Consider the following 16,966-nt stretch of genomic DNA (forward strand, 5'->3'; position numbering starts at 1 on the left):
AAATACACGGGGTTTGGTTCTGCGCTGCGCTTGATGCGAAGCGGCGACCTGTCATAGCAAATTGTGCGCGGCGACATCTGCGCCGCGCCAATGCCATGGGAACCAACGCGTGCGTACCGCTCTACTTTCCGCGTTCAAGCAGACCGATGCGGGCGAATTGCGCGCAGGCTTGATGCTGGGCGGACGCAGTGTCCTCGAATGGCAGGGCCAGCTGATGCAAAGTCTTGGGTGTGAACGGATAATTTGTCTCTGCGAAACTCCCGGCCCCGCCATACTCGCCTTGCAAAGGCAGGTTGAATGCCGGGGCACAGAATTTCACGCCGTTAGGGGCAATCTGCAACTCGTTAGCCTGATACGAGCCGATGACGAGTTGGTGATGCTGATGGACGGATTACTGGCGTCAGCGGATGTTGTGCGGACCTTTGCAGGTGAGAATGACAGGTTGGAAAAAGCGATTGCCACTGTTCCAACGGCAAATTCGCTCGTGAACGCATGGCCGGATGATTTTGAACGGATCGACCGCGACCGGCATTGGGCAGGGCTGGCCATCATGCGCGCGAGTCAGGTCCACAAACTAGCCGATTTGCCGCCTGATAGCGATGCGATGTCGCTGCTCTTGCGGCTTGGGCTGCAGGCTCGGACCGAATGCCGCGATATTCAAACCCTTGCATCCGAGGATGGATGCTGGATGCTGGCATCGGACAGCGACGCTTTGAGACGGCGTGAGCGGGCGCTGATTGATAGTGTTACGGAGGCTTTGCCTTGGACTGGACCGGGCCGGGCGCTTGCAGCGGTGTTGGTGCGGCGCATCACGCCGCGTTGGTTGGAACACGGTGCAATTGTAAGTGCAGGAATCGCTGCGGTGTTGTTGTTAGTCGGTATTGCCTTTGTAGTTGGAGGATGGGATTCAACTGGATTGGCGGCGACAGCGATGGGCGCATTTGTTGCTGCAGTATGGCAAACTTTTAGCGATGTGCGCGCTGGACTTTGGTCGCTTGATCAAGGAAGGAATGGACGCGCGATCGCGCTGCTTAAGAATACTCTTGACGCCGCCGCAGCTTTAACTCTCATTTTGGCCGTTGGCTTGGATGCAAGATCAGAGGGTGTGTTGTCTTTTCCGGCCCTAAACCAGCCGGATATTGCTCTACCCATCCTTGCTTTGGGGATCGCGCATCAGGCGGCATTGGCGACGACGGAGCGGAGCGCGGCATTCTGGCTAGACCGTCCGCTGCATCTGGCCTTGTTCGCTGCGGCGGCGGTTGGCGGCTTCCTTGACGAAGCAATCGCGTTGTTCGGTCTTGGGGCAATGTTGCAATTGATGCTGCACCGCGCTCGATGATCGGCTAACCGGGGCTTAACCATGGCCGGTGTAAGGGCCAAGGATGGAAGAGCTGTCGATGGACCGGAGCGAGACCACTTGCGTGGAAGCCATCCTGCGGGATGAGCTGGCGCGCGGCAATCGTGCGTTAAGCGGGGTTGCGCCCGTTATTTCGCATTTGCTCGAAAATTCTGGCCATGCTCTGGTAAGCGATGCGATCGTTGCCAGGCTGCGCGGAATGCTGAGCGATGTGGCACGGCAGTTGCTCGGTGCGGGGCTTGCACCGCATTTGCGCGGGCAAGTGAACGAAGATGCCGCCGATCAGCTATCGGCCGCGTTGGCAGGCAACAGCAGCGTGCTTAATCACCTCTATGCCTTGGCGATGGAAGGTCATCTGACCGAGAGACTCGAACAGAGATCGTCTTTAGACCCTGTACTCAGTCCGCTGTTGCAGGAATTGATCGCATCGGATCGGCCCAACGTGGCTGAAATTGCTATGAACGCTCTGGCGGCGCAGTCGCGGTTTATGCAGGGACAGCGACGCATGAACCTGCCAGTGGGTGAGCTTCCGGCAGACCTATTTCTGCAGGCACTTGAATGCTTCAGGAAGGCTCCCCTTAATCTGAACCCTGCGCAGGTTTCTAGCGGCGTTTCGGCGCTAAAGGCCAGATATGACGAGGGTGTTGGCCGACTAGGACTATTCGCCCGCTTGATTGGGTCGATGCGTGGGGGAGCAGTGGTCGCATTGGAGCTCAATCATTCCGGCTTAGCCCTGTTTGTGAGCGCAATGGCCGCACTGACGCGGCAGCCGCGCGATCTTGCCATCCTTGCCTGTCACCAACGACAGGCCGCTCGGCTTGCTCTGAGCCTGCGCGCAGCCGGGCTTGATGCCCGCGCAATCGAACGTCAGTTCGTTTTGATTGAGCCTGATGAGATGCTTCCGACCGGAATTGCCGACTTGCGCGCTGAGCGCGCGCAGGAATTGCTCGCCGCTTCGGACGTTTCGCCATCGTTCCACTATGATGCGGCCTGAGGGAAGGGCTGTGAACCGGCAACAATCCATTCTTGCGGCGCGCGGTGTAACCGATGATCGCGACCGGTTGCTTACCGCAGACGAACCGCTGGCGGATCTGCAGGAAAGTTGCGGCGGGACATTGCCGGGAACATTGGCGGTGCCAGAATTGCTTGAGCTGGTGCGACAAGGACGCCGAATGGGGGTGCGGATCGCGCGCGAGTTTACCGCCTTTGACGGCGCGGAAAGGGTGAGCGGTTTTGCCCGCATTCACCCATTGAGCGAAGAACAGGGCGGTGGCTGCGAATTGCTGCTTGAAAACTGGCACCGCACGCCGCGACCACAGGCCGATGCGCGCACGAGCGCTGATTGGATTGATGCAATCGACCGCGCGGCCGCCGAAGTGACTGCAAGGTTGGATGCGCGTCAACAGGTGCAAGTGCTGCACACCAGCGCCACCGATGCCGCTGAGCTGCAGGCGGCCATTGCCGCAGAGCCTGGCAATCCTTGGAATCACTATGTGCAACTTCAAGGGGTCGAACATCGCCAGCCACTGCACTGGCGGCTGCTCGATGGGACTTCTTGTAAGTTTAAAGGATCTGATCGGCAATGGCGGGTGCGGCTCATTCCGATGGGCCATTCCAGCGACACCGTGCGAGGGTTTGAGTTGCTGCTGATCGCCGATCAACCTTTATCAACGCCGGATGACGAACACACCTCGGTGGTGGAAACCGCTCATTCGCGGCTTATCGGTACCGCGCTCACCCCTGCGCTCCGCCAACCGATTGCGCGCATCATCGCCAATGCGGAGACCATTCGTGCCCGTCTCGCCGGGCCTCTGCGCGCCGAATATTGCGAATATGCAGGCAACATCGCCTCCGCTGGACAGCATCTGTCGGGGATGCTGGACGATCTGGCCGATCTGGAAGTCGTCGAATCTCCGGGTTTCTCAACCGTGAGTGAGAAGGTCGATCTGTGTGATGCGGCGCGCCGGGCGAGCGGCATTCTTGGTGTGAGGGCGCAGCTCCGCGGGATCAGAGTGACAATCGGCAATGTTGAAACGCCCGTAATCGCAGTCGGTGAATTCCGCCGCGTGCTGCAGATCCTAATCAACCTTATCGGCAATGCTATCGCCTATTCACCCGAAGGCAGCACAGTCACCTTGACCGCGCAAAATGCGGGCAATGGCAGGGTTGAGATCCTTGTCATTGACCGGGGTCCGGGCGTTGATGCCGATCAAGCGGCGCGCATTTTCGACAAGTTCGAACGGCTTGGGCGCGATAGCGACGGCGGCAACGACAGCGGATCGGGGCTGGGCCTGTATATTTCTCACAAATTGGCGCGCGCCATGAACGGCGACCTCGTGGTGGAACAGTCGGCGGTATCCGAAGACACCGCCGGGGCCGTTTTCAAGCTAAGCCTGCCTGCTGCGAACTAATTCCCCGCGAAGTTAGCGATTGCCAATGGGAACGTAGTCGCGTTCGGTCGGACCGGTATAAAGCTGGCGAGGACGCCCGATAACCTGGCCTGGATCGGAAATCATCTCGTTCCACTGCGCGACCCAGCCCACGGTCCGGGCAAGAGCAAACAGCGCGGTGAACATTGTCGTTGGGAAGCCAATCGACGAAAGGATGATACCCGAATAGAAATCGACATTCGGGAACAGTTTCTTTTCCTTGAAATAATCATCGTTGAGCGCGAGCTCTTCGAGTCGCAGTGCTGTTTCAAACACCGGATCGTCGACGTTTAGCGCTTCAAACACTTCCTTGAGCGTCTTTTGCATCACGGTCGCGCGTGGATCGTAATTCTTGTAGACACGATGCCCAAAGCCCATCAGGCGGAACGGGTCGTTCTTGTCCTTTGCCCGTTCAATATAATGCGGGATCTTATCGGGCGAGCCGATTTCCTGAAGCATGTTGAGAGCGGCTTCGTTGGCACCGCCGTGTGCCGGACCCCAAAGGCAGGCAATGCCTGCTGCAATGCAGGCAAATGGGTTCGCGCCAGACGAACCGGCGAGCCGCACGGTTGAGGTCGACGCATTCTGTTCGTGATCGGCATGGAGGATGAAAATGCGGTCCATCGCCTTTTCAATGGCGGGATGCACTTCATACTGTTCTGCCGGAACACCAAAGGTCATGCGCAGGAAATTGCCGGTGTAGCTAAGCGAATTGTCGGGATAAACAAACGGCTGACCGACCGCATATTTATACGCCATGGCTGCGATAGTCGGCATTTTTGCGATAAGCCGGTGCGAACTGATCTTGCGATGCTCGGGATCGGAAATGTCGGTGCTGTCGTGATAGAATGCCGACAGTGCGCCGACCACGCCGCACATCACCGCCATCGGATGGGCATCGCGCCGAAAACCACGATACAAGACCGAAAGCTGTTCGTGCAGCATGGTGTGCCGCGTGATAGTGTAAGTGAAATCGTCGAGTTCTTCAGCGCTAGGCAACTCACCGTTCAGCAGCAGATAGGACGTTTCCATGAAGCTGGAATGTTCGGCCAATTGCCCAATGGGGTAGCCGCGGTGCAGCAACACGCCGGCATCGCCATCGATATAGGTCAGCGCGCTTTCGCAGCTGGCCGTCGATTTATAGCCCGGATCAAAAGTGAACGCTCCGGTCGAGCCATAGAGCTTGCGGATGTCGACCACATCGGGGCCGGTGCTGCCTTGAAGAACGGGAAACTCGTAAGTTTCGCCGCCCAGTTCGAGTTTCGCCAGCTTGTCTGCCAAGGTCTTTCTCCTGCCCAAATTGTGGTTCTGGCTTCAGCCTTTACGCAGCCTGCGCATCCAGCCGTGCCAGGGATTCTTCCCGTCCGAGTAGGACCAGAACATCGAAAATTCCGGGCGAGGTTGTCGTCCCAGTGAGTGCAGCGCGCATTGGCTGCGCCAGCTTGCCAAGCCCCATCCCCATTTCCTCAGCGAGCGTTTTGGTAGTGGCTTCGAGTGCGTCGATTGTCCAGTTTTTTGTCGCGCCAAGCGCGCTCGAAATCGCACTGAGCCTGGCCCGCCCTTCGCCATCGAGCAATTGCGCGGCCTTTTCGGTCATTTCCAGTGGCCGCTGGGCGAAAAGAAAGCCTGCTCCTTCGGCCAGTTCGATCAGGTTCTTTGCGCGCGTTTTTAGGACCGGCATAGCCCGGATCAGCAATTCGATGTCTGCATCCCCTGCAATCCGCGCCGCAACCAACGGCGCGAGCACAGCGTCGCTGGTTTCGCGGATATAATGGCCATTCAGGTTTTCCAGCTTCTTGATGTCAAACCGCGAGGGGCTCTTACCGACCCCGTTCAGGTCGAACAGTTCAACCGCTTCGGCCCGGCTGATCTCTTCGCGGTCGCCATGACCCCACCCCAGTCGGAGCAGATAGTTGAACAAGGCATCGGGCAGTATACCCATTTCATCGCGGTATGCCTCTACCCCCAGCGCTCCATGCCGTTTCGACAATTTTGCCCCGTCTGACCCGTGGATGAGCGGAATATGCGCATAGATCGGGTCTGGCCATTTGCCTTCGATGGCATCCATCGCGCGGTAAATCGGCAGCTGGCGGAAAGCGTTGTTGAGGTGGTCGTCGCCGCGGATCACGTGGGTCACCCCCATATCGTGATCGTCGACCACTGCCGCCAGCATATAGGTCGGAGTCCCGTCGGCGCGTAGGATGATGTAATCGTCTAGCTCACCGTTGCGCACTGAAACTGCACCTTGCACGGCATCGTGGATGGTCGTTTCTCCGTCCTGCGGAGTTTTCACCCGGACGGTAAAGGGGGCGCCCATGGGTGCGTCAGAGGCATCGCGGTCACGCCAGCGGCCATCATAGCGCAACGGCTGTTTGTTAGCGCGCTGCTCGGCCCGCATCGCTTCAAGCTCCTCGCTCGTCGCAAAGCATTTATAGGCGTGGCCCGCTGCAAGCAGCTTACCGGCAACCTCGGCATGACGTTCTGCCCGGTCTGATTGAAAGACCGGGGCACTGTCGTAATCCAGGCCGAGCCAGTCCAGTCCATCGAGAATGGCGTCGATGGCCTCCTGCGTCGATCGCTGCTTGTCCGTATCTTCGATCCGCAGCAATGCCCGCCCACCGTGATGCCTTGCGAACAGCCAGTTGAACAAGGCCGTGCGCGCACCGCCAATATGCAGAAAACCCGTGGGCGAGGGCGCAAACCGGGTGACGACTTCGCTTGCCATAGACTGATTGTTCCTGTTCACTTAACGCGACGTTCCAAACCTGCCTTGCCCAAAGGGGGAATTGGCCAATGGCAGAGACGCCGATAATTCCGATGGGGAATGATCCCGAAATCAGCGCTGGGGCTGAGGCGATCATTCCATCCAGCCCGAGGTGGGCCGCTGCGCGCCTGTGGCAAAGGGGCGGCGGATTGTCCAGCTTGGCGAGCTCTACAAGTGCGGTATTTGACTGGCTCGAGCGGGCGCTGGCCGACGCGGGCTTTGACCGCGCACCTTGGCTCGCGGTGGTTTTTGCGGCCGGGATTTTTGCGTGGTTTGCTCTCAAATCCCCGTGGCAATGGGTGTCAGCAATTGGATTGGCGCTTTTGCTGGCATTGTTTGCCCTGACCCTTTGGCGCGGTAGATTGGACCGTGATCGGGTCCGACAAGCGGTCATCGTATGCAGCCTTGTCTTTGCCGCTGGCATGGCGGTGATCTGGGCCCGGTCCGAGATGGTTGGGGCCACAGCGATTGACCGTCCAGTGGTTGAACGAGTGCATGGATATGTTCTCGAACGACAGGATCAACCGGCTCAGAAGCGCATTCGCCTGACACTGGCGGTGCGCGACGCTGAAACGCGCGAAAGCCGCAAGATCCGCATCAATATTCCGATTGAAGAGGCTGCTGCGACAGGTGAGACTTACGGCAGGGGCGCCTTGACCGAAGGAGCAGTTGTCCGGATGCGCGTCCGATTGATGCCGCCTGCAAGCCCGATGTTGCCCGGTTCATATGACTTTGCCCGCGCCGCCTGGTTTCAGGGGCTTTCCGCAACCGGCAGCTTGGTTGGAGCGATTGAGGTGACCCGCTCTGCCCCAAAGGCGAGCGGCATTGCAGCGGTCCAGCGACGGCTCTCTGCACATGTCCGTAGCCGGGTGGACGGATCGGCGGGGTCCATCGCTGCCGCTTTTGCCAGCGGAGATCGCGGCGCAATCCTTGAAACCGACGAAGACGCGATGCGCGATTCTGGATTGACGCATCTGTTGTCAATCAGCGGCCTGCACGTAAGCGCGGTGATCGCCGCCGCATATTTGCTCGCGCTTAAGTTGCTGGCGTGGTTTCCTGCGATTGCCTTGCGCGTGCGCCTGCCAGTCGTTGCGGCCGCGGTGGGGGCGCTTGCTGGCGTGGGGTACACCCTTTTGACCGGTGCTGAGGTTCCAACCGTTCGCAGCTGCGCGGCTGCGATGCTGGTGCTGATTGCGCTCGCCATGGGACGCGACGCCTTATCGCTTCGAATGGTTGCGGTGGCGGCGGTCTTTGTTCTGCTGCTGTGGCCGGAAAGCGCCATCGGCCCGAGCTTCCAGATGAGCTTTTCCGCCGTTTTGGCGATTGTAGCGCTGCATTCGTCTGAACCTGCGCGGGCGTTTCTTGCCGCGCGGGAAGAAAGCGGGTGGCGGCGCGCGGGGCGCAGATTGGTGATGCTGTTCGTCACGGGAATGGTGATTGAGATCGCTCTGATGCCGATTGTCATGTTCCATTTTCACCGGGCCGGGCTGTATGGGGCGCTCGCCAATGTCATTGCCATTCCGCTTGTTACTTTTGCTTCCATGCCGCTGATTGCGGCCGCGTTGTTACTGGACCTCGTCGGACTTGGTGCGCCATTTTGGTGGCTGGCAGAGGCTTCGCTCAACCTCTTGCTTGCACTGGCGCATTTCACCGCAGATCAGCCTGGCGCGGTCAAGTTGATGCCGCAAATGAGCGGCACCGCAATTGCGTTGTTTACGCTGGGCGGGCTGTGGCTCGCCTTGTGGAGCGGACGGGGCCGACTGCTCGGTCTTGTGCCGGCCGGTGTTGCCACCATGCTGGTATTGTTGACCCCGATTCCTGATTTACTGATCGGGCGCGAGGGACGGCATGTCGGCATAGCGATTGAGGCCAGGGACGGCAGCCGGCACTTGCTTTCACTGCGCGACAGCAAATCCTCTTACTCGCGCGACAATCTGCTCGAACTTTCGAGCGTCAGCGGCCAGCCCATCCCGCTTTCCGAATGGCCGGGTGCGCGCTGCTCACCAGAGTTCTGCGTCATCACGATCAATCGCGGCGGGCGGGACTGGTCACTTTTGCTCGCGCGAAACCGCGAATTGATCGAGGAACGCGCGCTTGCCGCTGCATGCGAACGGGCCGACATCGTCGTTGCCGACCGCTACCTGCCGTATTCTTGCAAACCGCGCTGGCTCAAGGCCGACCGCAGCATGCTTGAACGCACCGGAGGCCTCGCGCTCGATCTCTCAAATGAGCGGGTGCATGCGGTCGCAGAAGGACAGGGCGAACATGGATGGTGGCGCGGCGAGAGCGACTGAAACCGATCGCTCCTCGTCGCGCCCTGATCCGTTCAGTGATAGCGCCGCAATAGACCGGCAAGCCTGCCTTGAACCTGCACTTCATGGGCTCCGTAAATCTGTGGGTCATAGGCCGAATTGGCCGGATCGAGCCGCACCATGCCGCCATCCTTGTGAAGGAATTTCAGCGTCGCTTCTTCGCCGCGTACCAGCGCAACCACGATCTCGCCATCGCGGGCGCTGTCCGTACGCCGCACCAGCGCATAGTCGCCGTCAAAGATCCCTGCCTCAATCATCGAATCGCCGGACACTTCCAGCGCATAATGCTCCCCCGGTCCCAACAACGCCGCAGGAACAGGAAGCGAAGTGTGGCCCTCAAATGCCTCAATCGGCGCACCCGCCGCGATGCGTCCGTGCAGCGGGATCTCAATCACATCATTGGCAGGTTGAGCCACCCTGGGCGCTTTGCTGGCGAGGTTCACCACATTGTCGCTGGCGCTGCGCCCTGCGCGGAGGGGAGGTGCCGCGTTCTCTGGCTGCCGGATCACCTCCAGCGCGCGGGCGCGATTGGGCAGGCGGCGGATAAAGCCGCGTTCCTCGAGAGCTGAAATCAGACGGTGAACGCCGGACTTGCTTTTGAGGTCGAGAGCTTCTTTCATCTCTTCAAAACTGGGCGAAATACCGGTTTCTTCCAGCCGTTGCTGGATGAAGCGGATCAGTTCATGCTGCTTTGCGGTCAACATGGGCAAACTCCGTTAGAGCGCACATTGTCGCACGGCACAGCGGCCATGCAGTGCTGGAATGTCGCACCCTCAGAGGCACAGATTCCCGAAAGGAACGATGCGGTTCAGAGCGCTGTCCGCCCGCCATTATGGTGAACGAATGAGGAACAATTAGGCAACTCATTTGCGCAAGTCAAGCGCCCATGTTCCCCAAACCCGCAGAACTCAGCCATTTTGGAGGTTGTACACAGGAACTGACGTTCCCGGTTTGGTTTCGGGGGAGCCCGCAGGCCGATCAATCAGGCAATTGGCCTGAGCCAATGCGAACAAGGCGCTCGAATCCTGTGATGCCGCAAGCCTAACTGTGCCGCCTTCGCTTACCCCTCGCAGGAATTCGCGGCGGCTCCCGGTCGCAGGCAATGCTTCCGCGCAGACCGCTTGCGATACGCGGGGCAGGGGAGTGGCTGCGCCCATTGCCTTGCGCACCAGCGGCAGCGCGAACAGGAAGGCGGTGACGAAGCTGGACACGGGATTGCCGGGCAGGCCCAACACAACGGTGTTGCCGCGCGTTGCCACCATCAAGGGCTTGCCCGGCTTGATTGCGACTTTCCAGAAGTCGATTTCCGCCCCCCAGTCCCTCAAGGCTTGCTGGATCAGATCGTGGTCGCCCACCGACGCGCCGCCAGAGGTGATCAGGATGTTGCAGTTCTCCGCCCGCTTCAACGCCGCATCAAGCGCCTCGGCGTCATCCGGGACCGGACCGAGCCGTTCGACTTGCCCGACATAAGGCTGAAGCATCCAGCTCAGCATGACCCCGTTGCTCGCCGGGATCTGGTGCGCCGCGAGCGGCCTGCCAGGCGTCACCAGTTCATCGCCGCTATCGAGAACGGCAACCGATGGGCGCGAGACCACGGGTGCATGTGAGTGACCGGCGGCAATGGCGAGCGCGACAGTGGCGGGCGACAGGCGCGTGCCTTCACGCAGCACCGTGTCGGCTTTGCAGAAGTCGAACCCTGCTTTGCGAACGTGGCGGCCTTCGGGAGGGGGCGACTCCCCCTTGGCAAGTGCGACTGTCGTTCCTGCTACGACCGCATTCTCCTGAATTAGCACGCTCTCTGCACCTTCGGGCATATGCGCGCCGGTCGAGATGCGGACGCATTGTCCGGGGGCTATCGATGCATTGAATGGCCCCCCGGCGCGGCTTTCGCCGATCCGCTGCCATGGTCCGGTGCCGCAGATCGCATAGCCGTCCATCGCCGAAACGTCGGCTTCGGGTTGGCTGCGCACAGCCGTCAGATCGCGGGCGAGATAGTCGGAGGTTGCGATAGGCGACAGGTCAATCATGCGCTCCTGCATCGCCGGGGCCAGCGCCAGCAGCCGCGCCTGTGCCTCCTCCAAGGTCAGCATCGCTGCCATCACTCGGCTTTCCAGTCACCGCTCTTGCCGCCGCGTTTCTCGATCAGGCGGACTGCGCCGATCACCATGCCCTTGTCGATCGCCTTGGCCATGTCGTAGATCGTCAGCAGCGCCGTGGAGACGGCAACCATCGCCTCCATCTCGACCCCGGTCTTGCCGGTCAGAGATGCAGTGGCGGTCGCGCGCACGCCGTCATCCTCGAATGCGAAGTCCACATTCACCGCATCCAGCGCGAGCGGATGGCACAGCGGGATCAGATCGCCGGTCCGCTTGGCCGCCATGATCCCGGCGATCCGCGCGGTTCCCAGCACGTCACCCTTGGGCGCGTCGCCTGCGCGGATTGCGTAGAGTGCTGCGGCTGACATGGTGATCCGGCCGGAGGCAATGGCGAGGCGGTGAGTCGCCGGTTTCCCACCTACATCCACCATGTTCGCCGCCCCATCGGGCCCGATATGCGTCAGCTTGCTCATGCGTCAATTCCTACAGGATGGAACACATGGAACACAGTCCTTGGTGAAGAAACTTCCCGGTATCGCGCACGGAAAACGATCAACCGGGCTGAAGACTTGAGATAGCGCTTGTTCATCCGCGAATCCTCGCATTTTTGCCAGATGTAGGACAGGGAGAAAAACGCTCAAGGCCGCGGCGTCACCCTTCAAGCAGCGCGCTTGTCGCGGCCGCCACATCATCGGCGCGCATCAGGCTTTCCCCGACTAGGAAAGTCCGCACGCCGCTTTGCGCAAGCCGTTCAAGGTCTGCGTGGGTGTTGATCCCGCTTTCGCCCACCAGCAGCGCATCGGCAGGCGCCGACAACGCGAGCCGTTCAGTTACGGCAAGCGAGGTTGTGAAGGTTTTCAAATCGCGGTTGTTGACCCCGATCAACCGGCTTTGCAGGCGCGTCACGGCGCGTTCCAACTCGGCCTCGTCGTGCACTTCAACCAGCACATCCATACCGTGTTCGCGCGCCGCCGCCTCAATCTCCACCATGGCCCCATCTTCCAGCGCGGCGACGATGATCAGGATCGCATCCGCGCCGATGGCTCGCGCTTCGAGGCATTGCCACGGATCGACCATGAAATCCTTGCGCAGCACCGGCAGATCGCAGGCCGAACGCGCCTCGACCAGATAATCTTCGTGCCCCTGAAAATACGGCGCATCAGTGAGCACCGACAGGCAGGCCGCGCCGCCCGTCTGATAGGCCTGCGCATGGTCTGCGGGGCGGAAATCGGCGCGGATCAGACCTTTGGAAGGGCTGGCCTTCTTGACCTCGGCAATCAGGGCAAAGCCGGTCTTGGCGCGGGTGCGCAAAGCCGCTTCAAACCCGCGCGGCGGGGTCTGCGTCGCGGCTGCGGTGGCGAGTTCATCATACGCAATTGCGCCCTTGCGAGCGGCAACGATTTCGCGCTTTGCGGTGCAGATTTCATCGAGTTTGTTCATTGTGGTTTCCGTTAGCCCACTTCGTCATTCCCGCGCAGGCGGGTTAGAGACAGCTGGCGTTAAACCGCCATCGCAATCCATTTGGCGAGCAGTTCGCGCGCCCGCCCGCTATCCAGCGCCTCCGCAGCCAATTGCGCGCAGTCCTGCCAATCCTGCGCCTTGCCCGCCACAATCAGCGTCGCCGCTGCGTTAAGCAGCACTGCATCGCGGTAGGGGCCGGGCATGCCATCGAGCAGCGCCTTCAATGCCTTTGCATTATGCACCGCGTCACCGCCGCGAATGGCCTCGACCGGGGCATGGGGCACGCCAATCGCGCTCGCATCCACCCGGCGCATCTCAAATTCGCTGCCGGTGACATCGGCCAGTTCGTTCCCGCCCGCAAGGCTCAGTTCGTCGAGCCCTTCGTCGCCCGAAACGATGAAGGTGCGCTCGGTCCCCAGCTTGGCCTTGGCCTGCGCATAGATCGGGACATAGCCGGGGCGGGCGATGCCGATCAGCTGGCGGGTCACTCCGGCGGGGTTGGACAGCGGGCCCATCAGGTTGAAGATCGTGCGTTTGCCCAGCTTCTGCCGGATGGGCTGAATCCGTCCCATCGCCGGATGGTGGTTCTTCGCAAACAGGAAACAGATGCCGATTTCGGCGAGCGTTTTCTCCGCAGTGCGTCCGGCGGCGTCCATATCGAGGCCCAGCGCCTCCAGCGTGTCCGCTGCGCCCGATTTAGACGATGCCGCACGATTGCCGTGCTTTGCCACTGGCACACCGCAAGCGGCAACCACAAGGCTGACGGCGGTGGAAACGTTGAGAGTATGGTGCCCGTCGCCGCCCGTGCCGCAGCAATCGACCGCGCCTTCGGGAGCGCTGATCGGGATCAACCGCGCCCGCAGTGCTCGCGCCGCTCCGGCGATTTCATCGGCGGTTTCGCTGCGCTCGGTCATGGCGAGCAGGAAGCGGGCGATTTCCTCATCGCTGGCCTCGCCATCAAGGATCCAGCCAAACACTTCCTCGGCCTCGGCCTCGTTCATATGCGGAACGGCAAGCGGCAAGGTCTTCATGCGCAGAGCCTTTCGGGTAGCTGCGCGTCAATGCCGCAAAGCCGCAGGAAATTGGCGAGCAGCGCGTGGCCGTGTTCGGTCGCAATGCTTTCCGGGTGGAATTGGACACCGTGGATCGGCAGTTCTGTGTGGCGGAAACCCTGCACATGGCCATCATCACTGGCGGCGTTGACGACGAGACTATCGGGAATATCCTGCACCACAAGGCTGTGATAGCGGGTCGCGGTGAAGGGCGAGGGCAGGCCTGCGAACACCCCGGTTCCATCATGCGTCACCGGCGAGGTCTTGCCATGCATCAACCCGCCGCGCGTAACCGTTCCGCCAAAGTGCTGCCCGATCGACTGATGGCCAAGGCACACGCCGAGAAGCGGCCTGCCCGCGTCGGCACAGGCGGCAACCAGATCAAGGCTGATCCCGGCCTCGTTTGGTGTGCAAGGGCCGGGAGAGATCAGAAATCCGCTGGCATTGGTGGCCAGCGCTTCGCGCGCGGTGAGCGCGTCATTGCGCTCCACCCGCACCTTTGCGCCCAGTTCCATCAGGTAATGGACAAGGTTGAAGGTGAAGCTGTCGTAATTGTCGATGACGAGGATCATTCGCCTAGGCCTTCCCCGCAAACTTATCCGTCGCACGCACGAGGCCGTCGGTGATGCCCGGTTCGCTCGCCGCATGGCCACCATCGGGGATTATCCACAATTCGGCATCCGGCAGCGCCTTTTTCAGCGCCCAGGCGCTGGTGGGTGGGCAGCAGATGTCGTGACGGCCCTGAACGATGATCGTCGGGATATGGGCGATCTTGTGCGCGTTGCGCAGCAATTGCGCTTCCTCAAGGTAGAAATCGTTGAGGAAATAGCGCGCGCAGATACGGGCGAAGGGAACCGCCTTGGCTGGATCGGCGAAATCGTCGAGCAATCCGGGGTTGGGCAGCACGGTGGCGACCGACCCCTCCCACAGCGACCATTCGCGCGCGGCGGCAAGTCGGGTGGCCTCATCATCGCAGGTCAGCCGATCATGATAGGCCGTCACCAGATCGCCGCGTTCATCTTCGTGGATCAGCCCGGCAAAGCTGTCCCATTGCTCCGCCATGATCTCGCTCGCGCCTTTGACATAAAGCCAGTCTTTCTCCGTCTGGCGGGCAAGGAACACGCCGCGCAGCACCAGTTCGGTCACGCGGTCAGGGTGGGTCTGGGCATAGGCGAGCGCGAGTGTCGCGCCCCAGCTTCCGCCGAACACCTGCCACGCCTCATGCCCGCACATTTCGCGCAGTTTTTCCAGATCGGCGACAATGCGCCAGGTGTCATTGTGCTCGATTTCGGCAAAGGGCAGTGACTTGCCGCAGCCGCGCTGGTCCAGCAGCAGCACATCATACAGTTCCGGGTCCCATTGGCGGCGATGCGACGGCGCCATGCCTCCGCCGGGGCCACCGTGCAGGAACACGGCGGGCTTCGCACCCGGAGTGCCGACGCGCTCATAATAAATCTGATGCCCTTCGCCGACGTCGAGCATCCCCGTCTCATAGGGCTCGATCTCTGGATAGAGCGTGCGGGCATAGCTAAGCATGTTTCCGGGGGTCATTGTTTCTTCTCCACCACCAGCAGTGGACCCACGCGCCCGCCATCCATGCGGCCGCTGGCGGGGTCCCACAGCGAAGGCGACCGGGCATCGAGATAAAGCGCATCGGCCACTTTGAGCGAGTCGCGATAGAACCGGGCAAGCTTGCCGAAACTCAGCGGCTCCTGCGAAATCACGAAATGGGCGCGCCCCTGCGCATCCATGCCGACGCCCGCGCGAATTGCCTTGGACGGACCGTCATCCTGAATTTCAGGGTGCAATTCGCCCCCGATCACCAACATCGGCCCCGATTGCATGCCAAATTGCGGGCGGTCGCCGACGGTGCGCAGGAACGTCTCGCTATCGAGAATCCGCCAGCTGCCCTCGCTTCCGAAGAACACGCCGTTGGGCCTCAGGAAGAAATTGCCCGACCCATCGCCGCGGTTAAGTTCCACCAGGCGTTCCGAATCCTGCACGAAATAGCCGATCGGTTTCAGATCGTCGCCAAATGTGCCGCCGTTCATGACAAAGGCAATCGCGCCTTCGTTCCGGCCCGCTGCCCAGCCTTCGATAGTGCCGAACTTTTCTCCGCTTTTCGGCGCAAGGCCGGTGGCAATGCGGTGGCTTTCGGGATCAGCGACGCAATGCGTCAGCGTTACCCCTTCGAATGCCGCAGGAGTGCAGGCCGAACCTGCGGTCATGTCGGTCGGAGCGCTTTCGACGATTTCCTCGACCGCATCGACCGGCACGGCCTCACCCAGTTCGGTGCGAACCACCGGTTCGCCCTCAGGCTGCGCTTCGCAGGCACAAAGCAACAGAGCGGGTGCAATTCCAGCCAGAGCAATCCGGGCTCTCATTCGCTTCTCTTTCTCACCAGGTAAACGGCATTGAACGCCTCGGAATTGGCGAACACCACATCGGGGGTGCCATCGCCGTTCACATCGCCGATTGTCAGGCCATAGGTGTCGTTTGGTTCTTCTTCGACAATGATGCGCTCAAACGAAAGATCGGAACGCTGCCGGTAGAGGTAATTGGGGTGCTCCGAATTGCCGACCACGAAGTCCATGCGCCCGTCGCTGTCGAAGTCCGCTGCACCAATGGAGTAGCAGCCGTCACCGGGTTCGCCAAAGCGGGCGATGACGGCGGTTCCTGCGTCGCCAATCTGGAGGATGACGTTGCTGCCATCGAGGCTACACGAAACGAGCGCAAGCCGCCCATCGCCGGTAAGATCAGCCGCGATCAATGCCCGGCTTGCCCCAAGTTCCGCTGGCAGCGGCAATTCAGTGAACCGGCCCGCTCCATCATTGCGCGCGATAACGCTGGGCTGTCCGTCACGCCGCGAAATCAGGAGGTCGGTGTCACCATCGGCGTCGATATCAGCGGCGTTGATCCGGATTGATCGCGTTCCATCGCCGCTCAGCGGAACCGGAGCGGCAAAACCACCGTCTCCCAGTCCCAAGGCCAGCAGGTCCGCCTCACCGCGCCGCGCAATAGCGAGATCGAGCAGTCCGTCGCCGTCCAGATCCGCGATTGCCGCACCGCGCGCATTGCCGCCTGTGCCCGCGATCGCATGCCCCGCGCCGAAGCCTCCGTCCTGCTGCGCCAGATGGACGCGCGCTGGCAGCCCGTCGTTGATCACGACCAGATCAATTTGCCCGTCACGGTTGAGATCAGCCGGAATTATTTGATAGCTGGGCGTCGCGGTGATCCCCAGAGGTACCATTTCCAGCATCCGGCCATTTCCGCTGTTGAGGTAGACGCCATTGAATTGCGGCCAATGCCGACCATTGGCGACCACAATGTCTAGATCGCCGTCATTATCCAAATCGGAAAGCGCCGCATCGGCGGACAATTCCTCGGCCCATTCAAACACCAGGAACGGCGATGCGACGATCTGCAGTTCAGCGGGTTCGCCTTCGGTCTGAGCCTGCGCTGTCGTTGCCGCCAGAGCCAGCAGAATCGCCAATT

15 protein-coding genes are annotated in these 16,966 nt (G+C 60.9%); 4 read left to right on the forward strand and 11 right to left on the reverse strand.

Annotated features, from left to right (window positions below):
- Positions 1 to 109: 109 nt before the first annotated feature.
- From ACM64M_RS08630 to ACM64M_RS08640, 3 genes are read left to right on the forward strand one after another with little or no spacing between them, the layout of a single operon-like run.
- Entirely contained in the window at positions 110 to 1,339 is a 1,230-nt protein-coding gene (locus ACM64M_RS08630; protein ID WP_416228278.1) for a hypothetical protein, read from the forward strand.
- 43 nt (positions 1,340 to 1,382) lie between these two features.
- A complete protein-coding gene (locus tag ACM64M_RS08635) occupies positions 1,383 to 2,351 on the forward strand; it encodes a hypothetical protein (protein ID WP_416228279.1) in 969 nt (322 codons plus the stop codon).
- 10 nt (positions 2,352 to 2,361) lie between these two features.
- A complete protein-coding gene (locus ACM64M_RS08640) occupies positions 2,362 to 3,768 on the forward strand; it encodes a sensor histidine kinase (RefSeq protein ID WP_416228280.1) in 1,407 nt (468 codons plus the stop codon).
- Positions 3,769 to 3,780: 12 nt separating this feature from the next.
- Here the strand turns inward: ACM64M_RS08640 and ACM64M_RS08645 are convergent, their stop codons facing one another.
- Both ACM64M_RS08645 and gltX read right to left on the reverse strand, forming a co-directional pair.
- Complete coding sequence (locus ACM64M_RS08645) at positions 3,781 to 5,067, reverse strand: citrate synthase (protein WP_416228281.1); 1,287 nt, start codon at positions 5,065 to 5,067, stop codon at positions 3,781 to 3,783.
- Between the two features lie 40 nt (positions 5,068 to 5,107).
- Positions 5,108 to 6,511 carry a glutamate--tRNA ligase gene (gltX, locus tag ACM64M_RS08650; protein WP_416228282.1) on the reverse strand — a complete coding sequence of 468 codons (1,404 nt, stop codon included), beginning with the start codon at positions 6,509 to 6,511 and terminating at the stop codon, positions 5,108 to 5,110.
- Between the two features lie 68 nt (positions 6,512 to 6,579).
- Here gltX and ACM64M_RS08655 point away from each other — a divergent pair, with 68 nt between their 5' ends.
- Positions 6,580 to 8,844 (forward strand): ComEC/Rec2 family competence protein, encoded by a 2,265-nt coding sequence (locus ACM64M_RS08655; RefSeq protein ID WP_416228283.1) that lies wholly within the window; start codon positions 6,580 to 6,582, stop codon positions 8,842 to 8,844.
- 32 nt (positions 8,845 to 8,876) lie between these two features.
- On the opposite strand, the gene lexA is transcribed toward ACM64M_RS08655, so the two are convergent.
- The 9 genes from lexA to ACM64M_RS08700 all read right to left on the reverse strand — a co-directional run bounded on the left by lexA (position 8,877) and on the right by ACM64M_RS08700 (position 16,964).
- Complete coding sequence (lexA, locus tag ACM64M_RS08660; protein ID WP_416228284.1) at positions 8,877 to 9,566, reverse strand: transcriptional repressor LexA; 690 nt, start codon at positions 9,564 to 9,566, stop codon at positions 8,877 to 8,879.
- 204 nt (positions 9,567 to 9,770) lie between these two features.
- Positions 9,771 to 10,961 (reverse strand): molybdopterin molybdotransferase MoeA, encoded by a 1,191-nt coding sequence (locus ACM64M_RS08665; RefSeq protein WP_416228285.1) that lies wholly within the window; start codon positions 10,959 to 10,961, stop codon positions 9,771 to 9,773.
- A complete protein-coding gene (gene moaC, locus ACM64M_RS08670; RefSeq protein WP_416228286.1) occupies positions 10,961 to 11,431 on the reverse strand; it encodes a cyclic pyranopterin monophosphate synthase MoaC in 471 nt (156 codons plus the stop codon). Before moaC ends, ACM64M_RS08665 begins: the two co-directional genes overlap by 1 nt.
- 178 nt (positions 11,432 to 11,609) lie before the next feature.
- Complete coding sequence (gene trpC, locus ACM64M_RS08675; RefSeq protein WP_416228287.1) at positions 11,610 to 12,398, reverse strand: indole-3-glycerol phosphate synthase TrpC; 789 nt, start codon at positions 12,396 to 12,398, stop codon at positions 11,610 to 11,612.
- Positions 12,399 to 12,457: 59 nt separating this feature from the next.
- The gene (gene trpD / locus ACM64M_RS08680) at positions 12,458 to 13,450 is read right to left on the reverse strand and encodes an anthranilate phosphoribosyltransferase (protein ID WP_416228288.1); all 993 of its coding nucleotides are present in this window, start codon (positions 13,448 to 13,450) and stop codon (positions 12,458 to 12,460) included.
- Positions 13,447 to 14,043, reverse strand: a complete 597-nt coding sequence (locus tag ACM64M_RS08685; protein WP_416228289.1) for an anthranilate synthase component II — start codon at positions 14,041 to 14,043, stop codon at positions 13,447 to 13,449. The genes trpD and ACM64M_RS08685 overlap by 4 nt, the downstream gene beginning before the upstream one ends.
- A 4-nt stretch (positions 14,044 to 14,047) precedes the next feature.
- A complete protein-coding gene (gene pip, locus ACM64M_RS08690) occupies positions 14,048 to 15,022 on the reverse strand; it encodes a prolyl aminopeptidase (protein ID WP_416228290.1) in 975 nt (324 codons plus the stop codon).
- Positions 15,019 to 15,855, reverse strand: a complete 837-nt coding sequence (locus ACM64M_RS08695) for a phosphodiester glycosidase family protein (protein ID WP_416228291.1) — start codon at positions 15,853 to 15,855, stop codon at positions 15,019 to 15,021. Before ACM64M_RS08695 ends, pip begins: the two co-directional genes overlap by 4 nt.
- Entirely contained in the window at positions 15,852 to 16,964 is a 1,113-nt protein-coding gene (locus ACM64M_RS08700; protein WP_416228292.1) for an FG-GAP repeat domain-containing protein, read from the reverse strand. Before ACM64M_RS08700 ends, ACM64M_RS08695 begins: the two co-directional genes overlap by 4 nt.
- Between the last annotated feature and the right edge of the window lie 2 nt (positions 16,965 to 16,966).

The organism is Qipengyuania sp. ASV99, assembly GCF_047872805.1.
Classification (GTDB): domain Bacteria; phylum Pseudomonadota; class Alphaproteobacteria; order Sphingomonadales; family Sphingomonadaceae; genus Erythrobacter.

Excerpts from the sequence above, each read along its gene's own strand:
- trpD (WP_416228288.1), bottom strand. The coding sequence starts at position 13,450 with ATGAAGACCTTGCCGCTTGCCGTTCCGCATATGAACGAGGCCGAGGCC.
- ACM64M_RS08685 (WP_416228289.1), bottom strand. The coding sequence starts at position 14,043 with ATGATCCTCGTCATCGACAATTACGACAGCTTCACCTTCAACCTTGTC.
- ACM64M_RS08635 (WP_416228279.1), top strand. The coding sequence starts at position 1,383 with ATGGAAGAGCTGTCGATGGACCGGAGCGAGACCACTTGCGTGGAAGCC.
- ACM64M_RS08695 (WP_416228291.1), bottom strand. The coding sequence starts at position 15,855 with ATGAGAGCCCGGATTGCTCTGGCTGGAATTGCACCCGCTCTGTTGCTT.
- pip (WP_416228290.1), bottom strand. The coding sequence starts at position 15,022 with ATGACCCCCGGAAACATGCTTAGCTATGCCCGCACGCTCTATCCAGAG.
- trpC (WP_416228287.1), bottom strand. The coding sequence starts at position 12,398 with ATGAACAAACTCGATGAAATCTGCACCGCAAAGCGCGAAATCGTTGCC.
- ACM64M_RS08655 (WP_416228283.1), top strand. The coding sequence starts at position 6,580 with ATGGCAGAGACGCCGATAATTCCGATGGGGAATGATCCCGAAATCAGC.
- lexA (WP_416228284.1), bottom strand. The coding sequence starts at position 9,566 with ATGTTGACCGCAAAGCAGCATGAACTGATCCGCTTCATCCAGCAACGG.
- ACM64M_RS08665 (WP_416228285.1), bottom strand. The coding sequence starts at position 10,961 with ATGGCAGCGATGCTGACCTTGGAGGAGGCACAGGCGCGGCTGCTGGCG.
- moaC (WP_416228286.1), bottom strand. The coding sequence starts at position 11,431 with ATGAGCAAGCTGACGCATATCGGGCCCGATGGGGCGGCGAACATGGTG.
- gltX (WP_416228282.1), bottom strand. The coding sequence starts at position 6,511 with ATGGCAAGCGAAGTCGTCACCCGGTTTGCGCCCTCGCCCACGGGTTTT.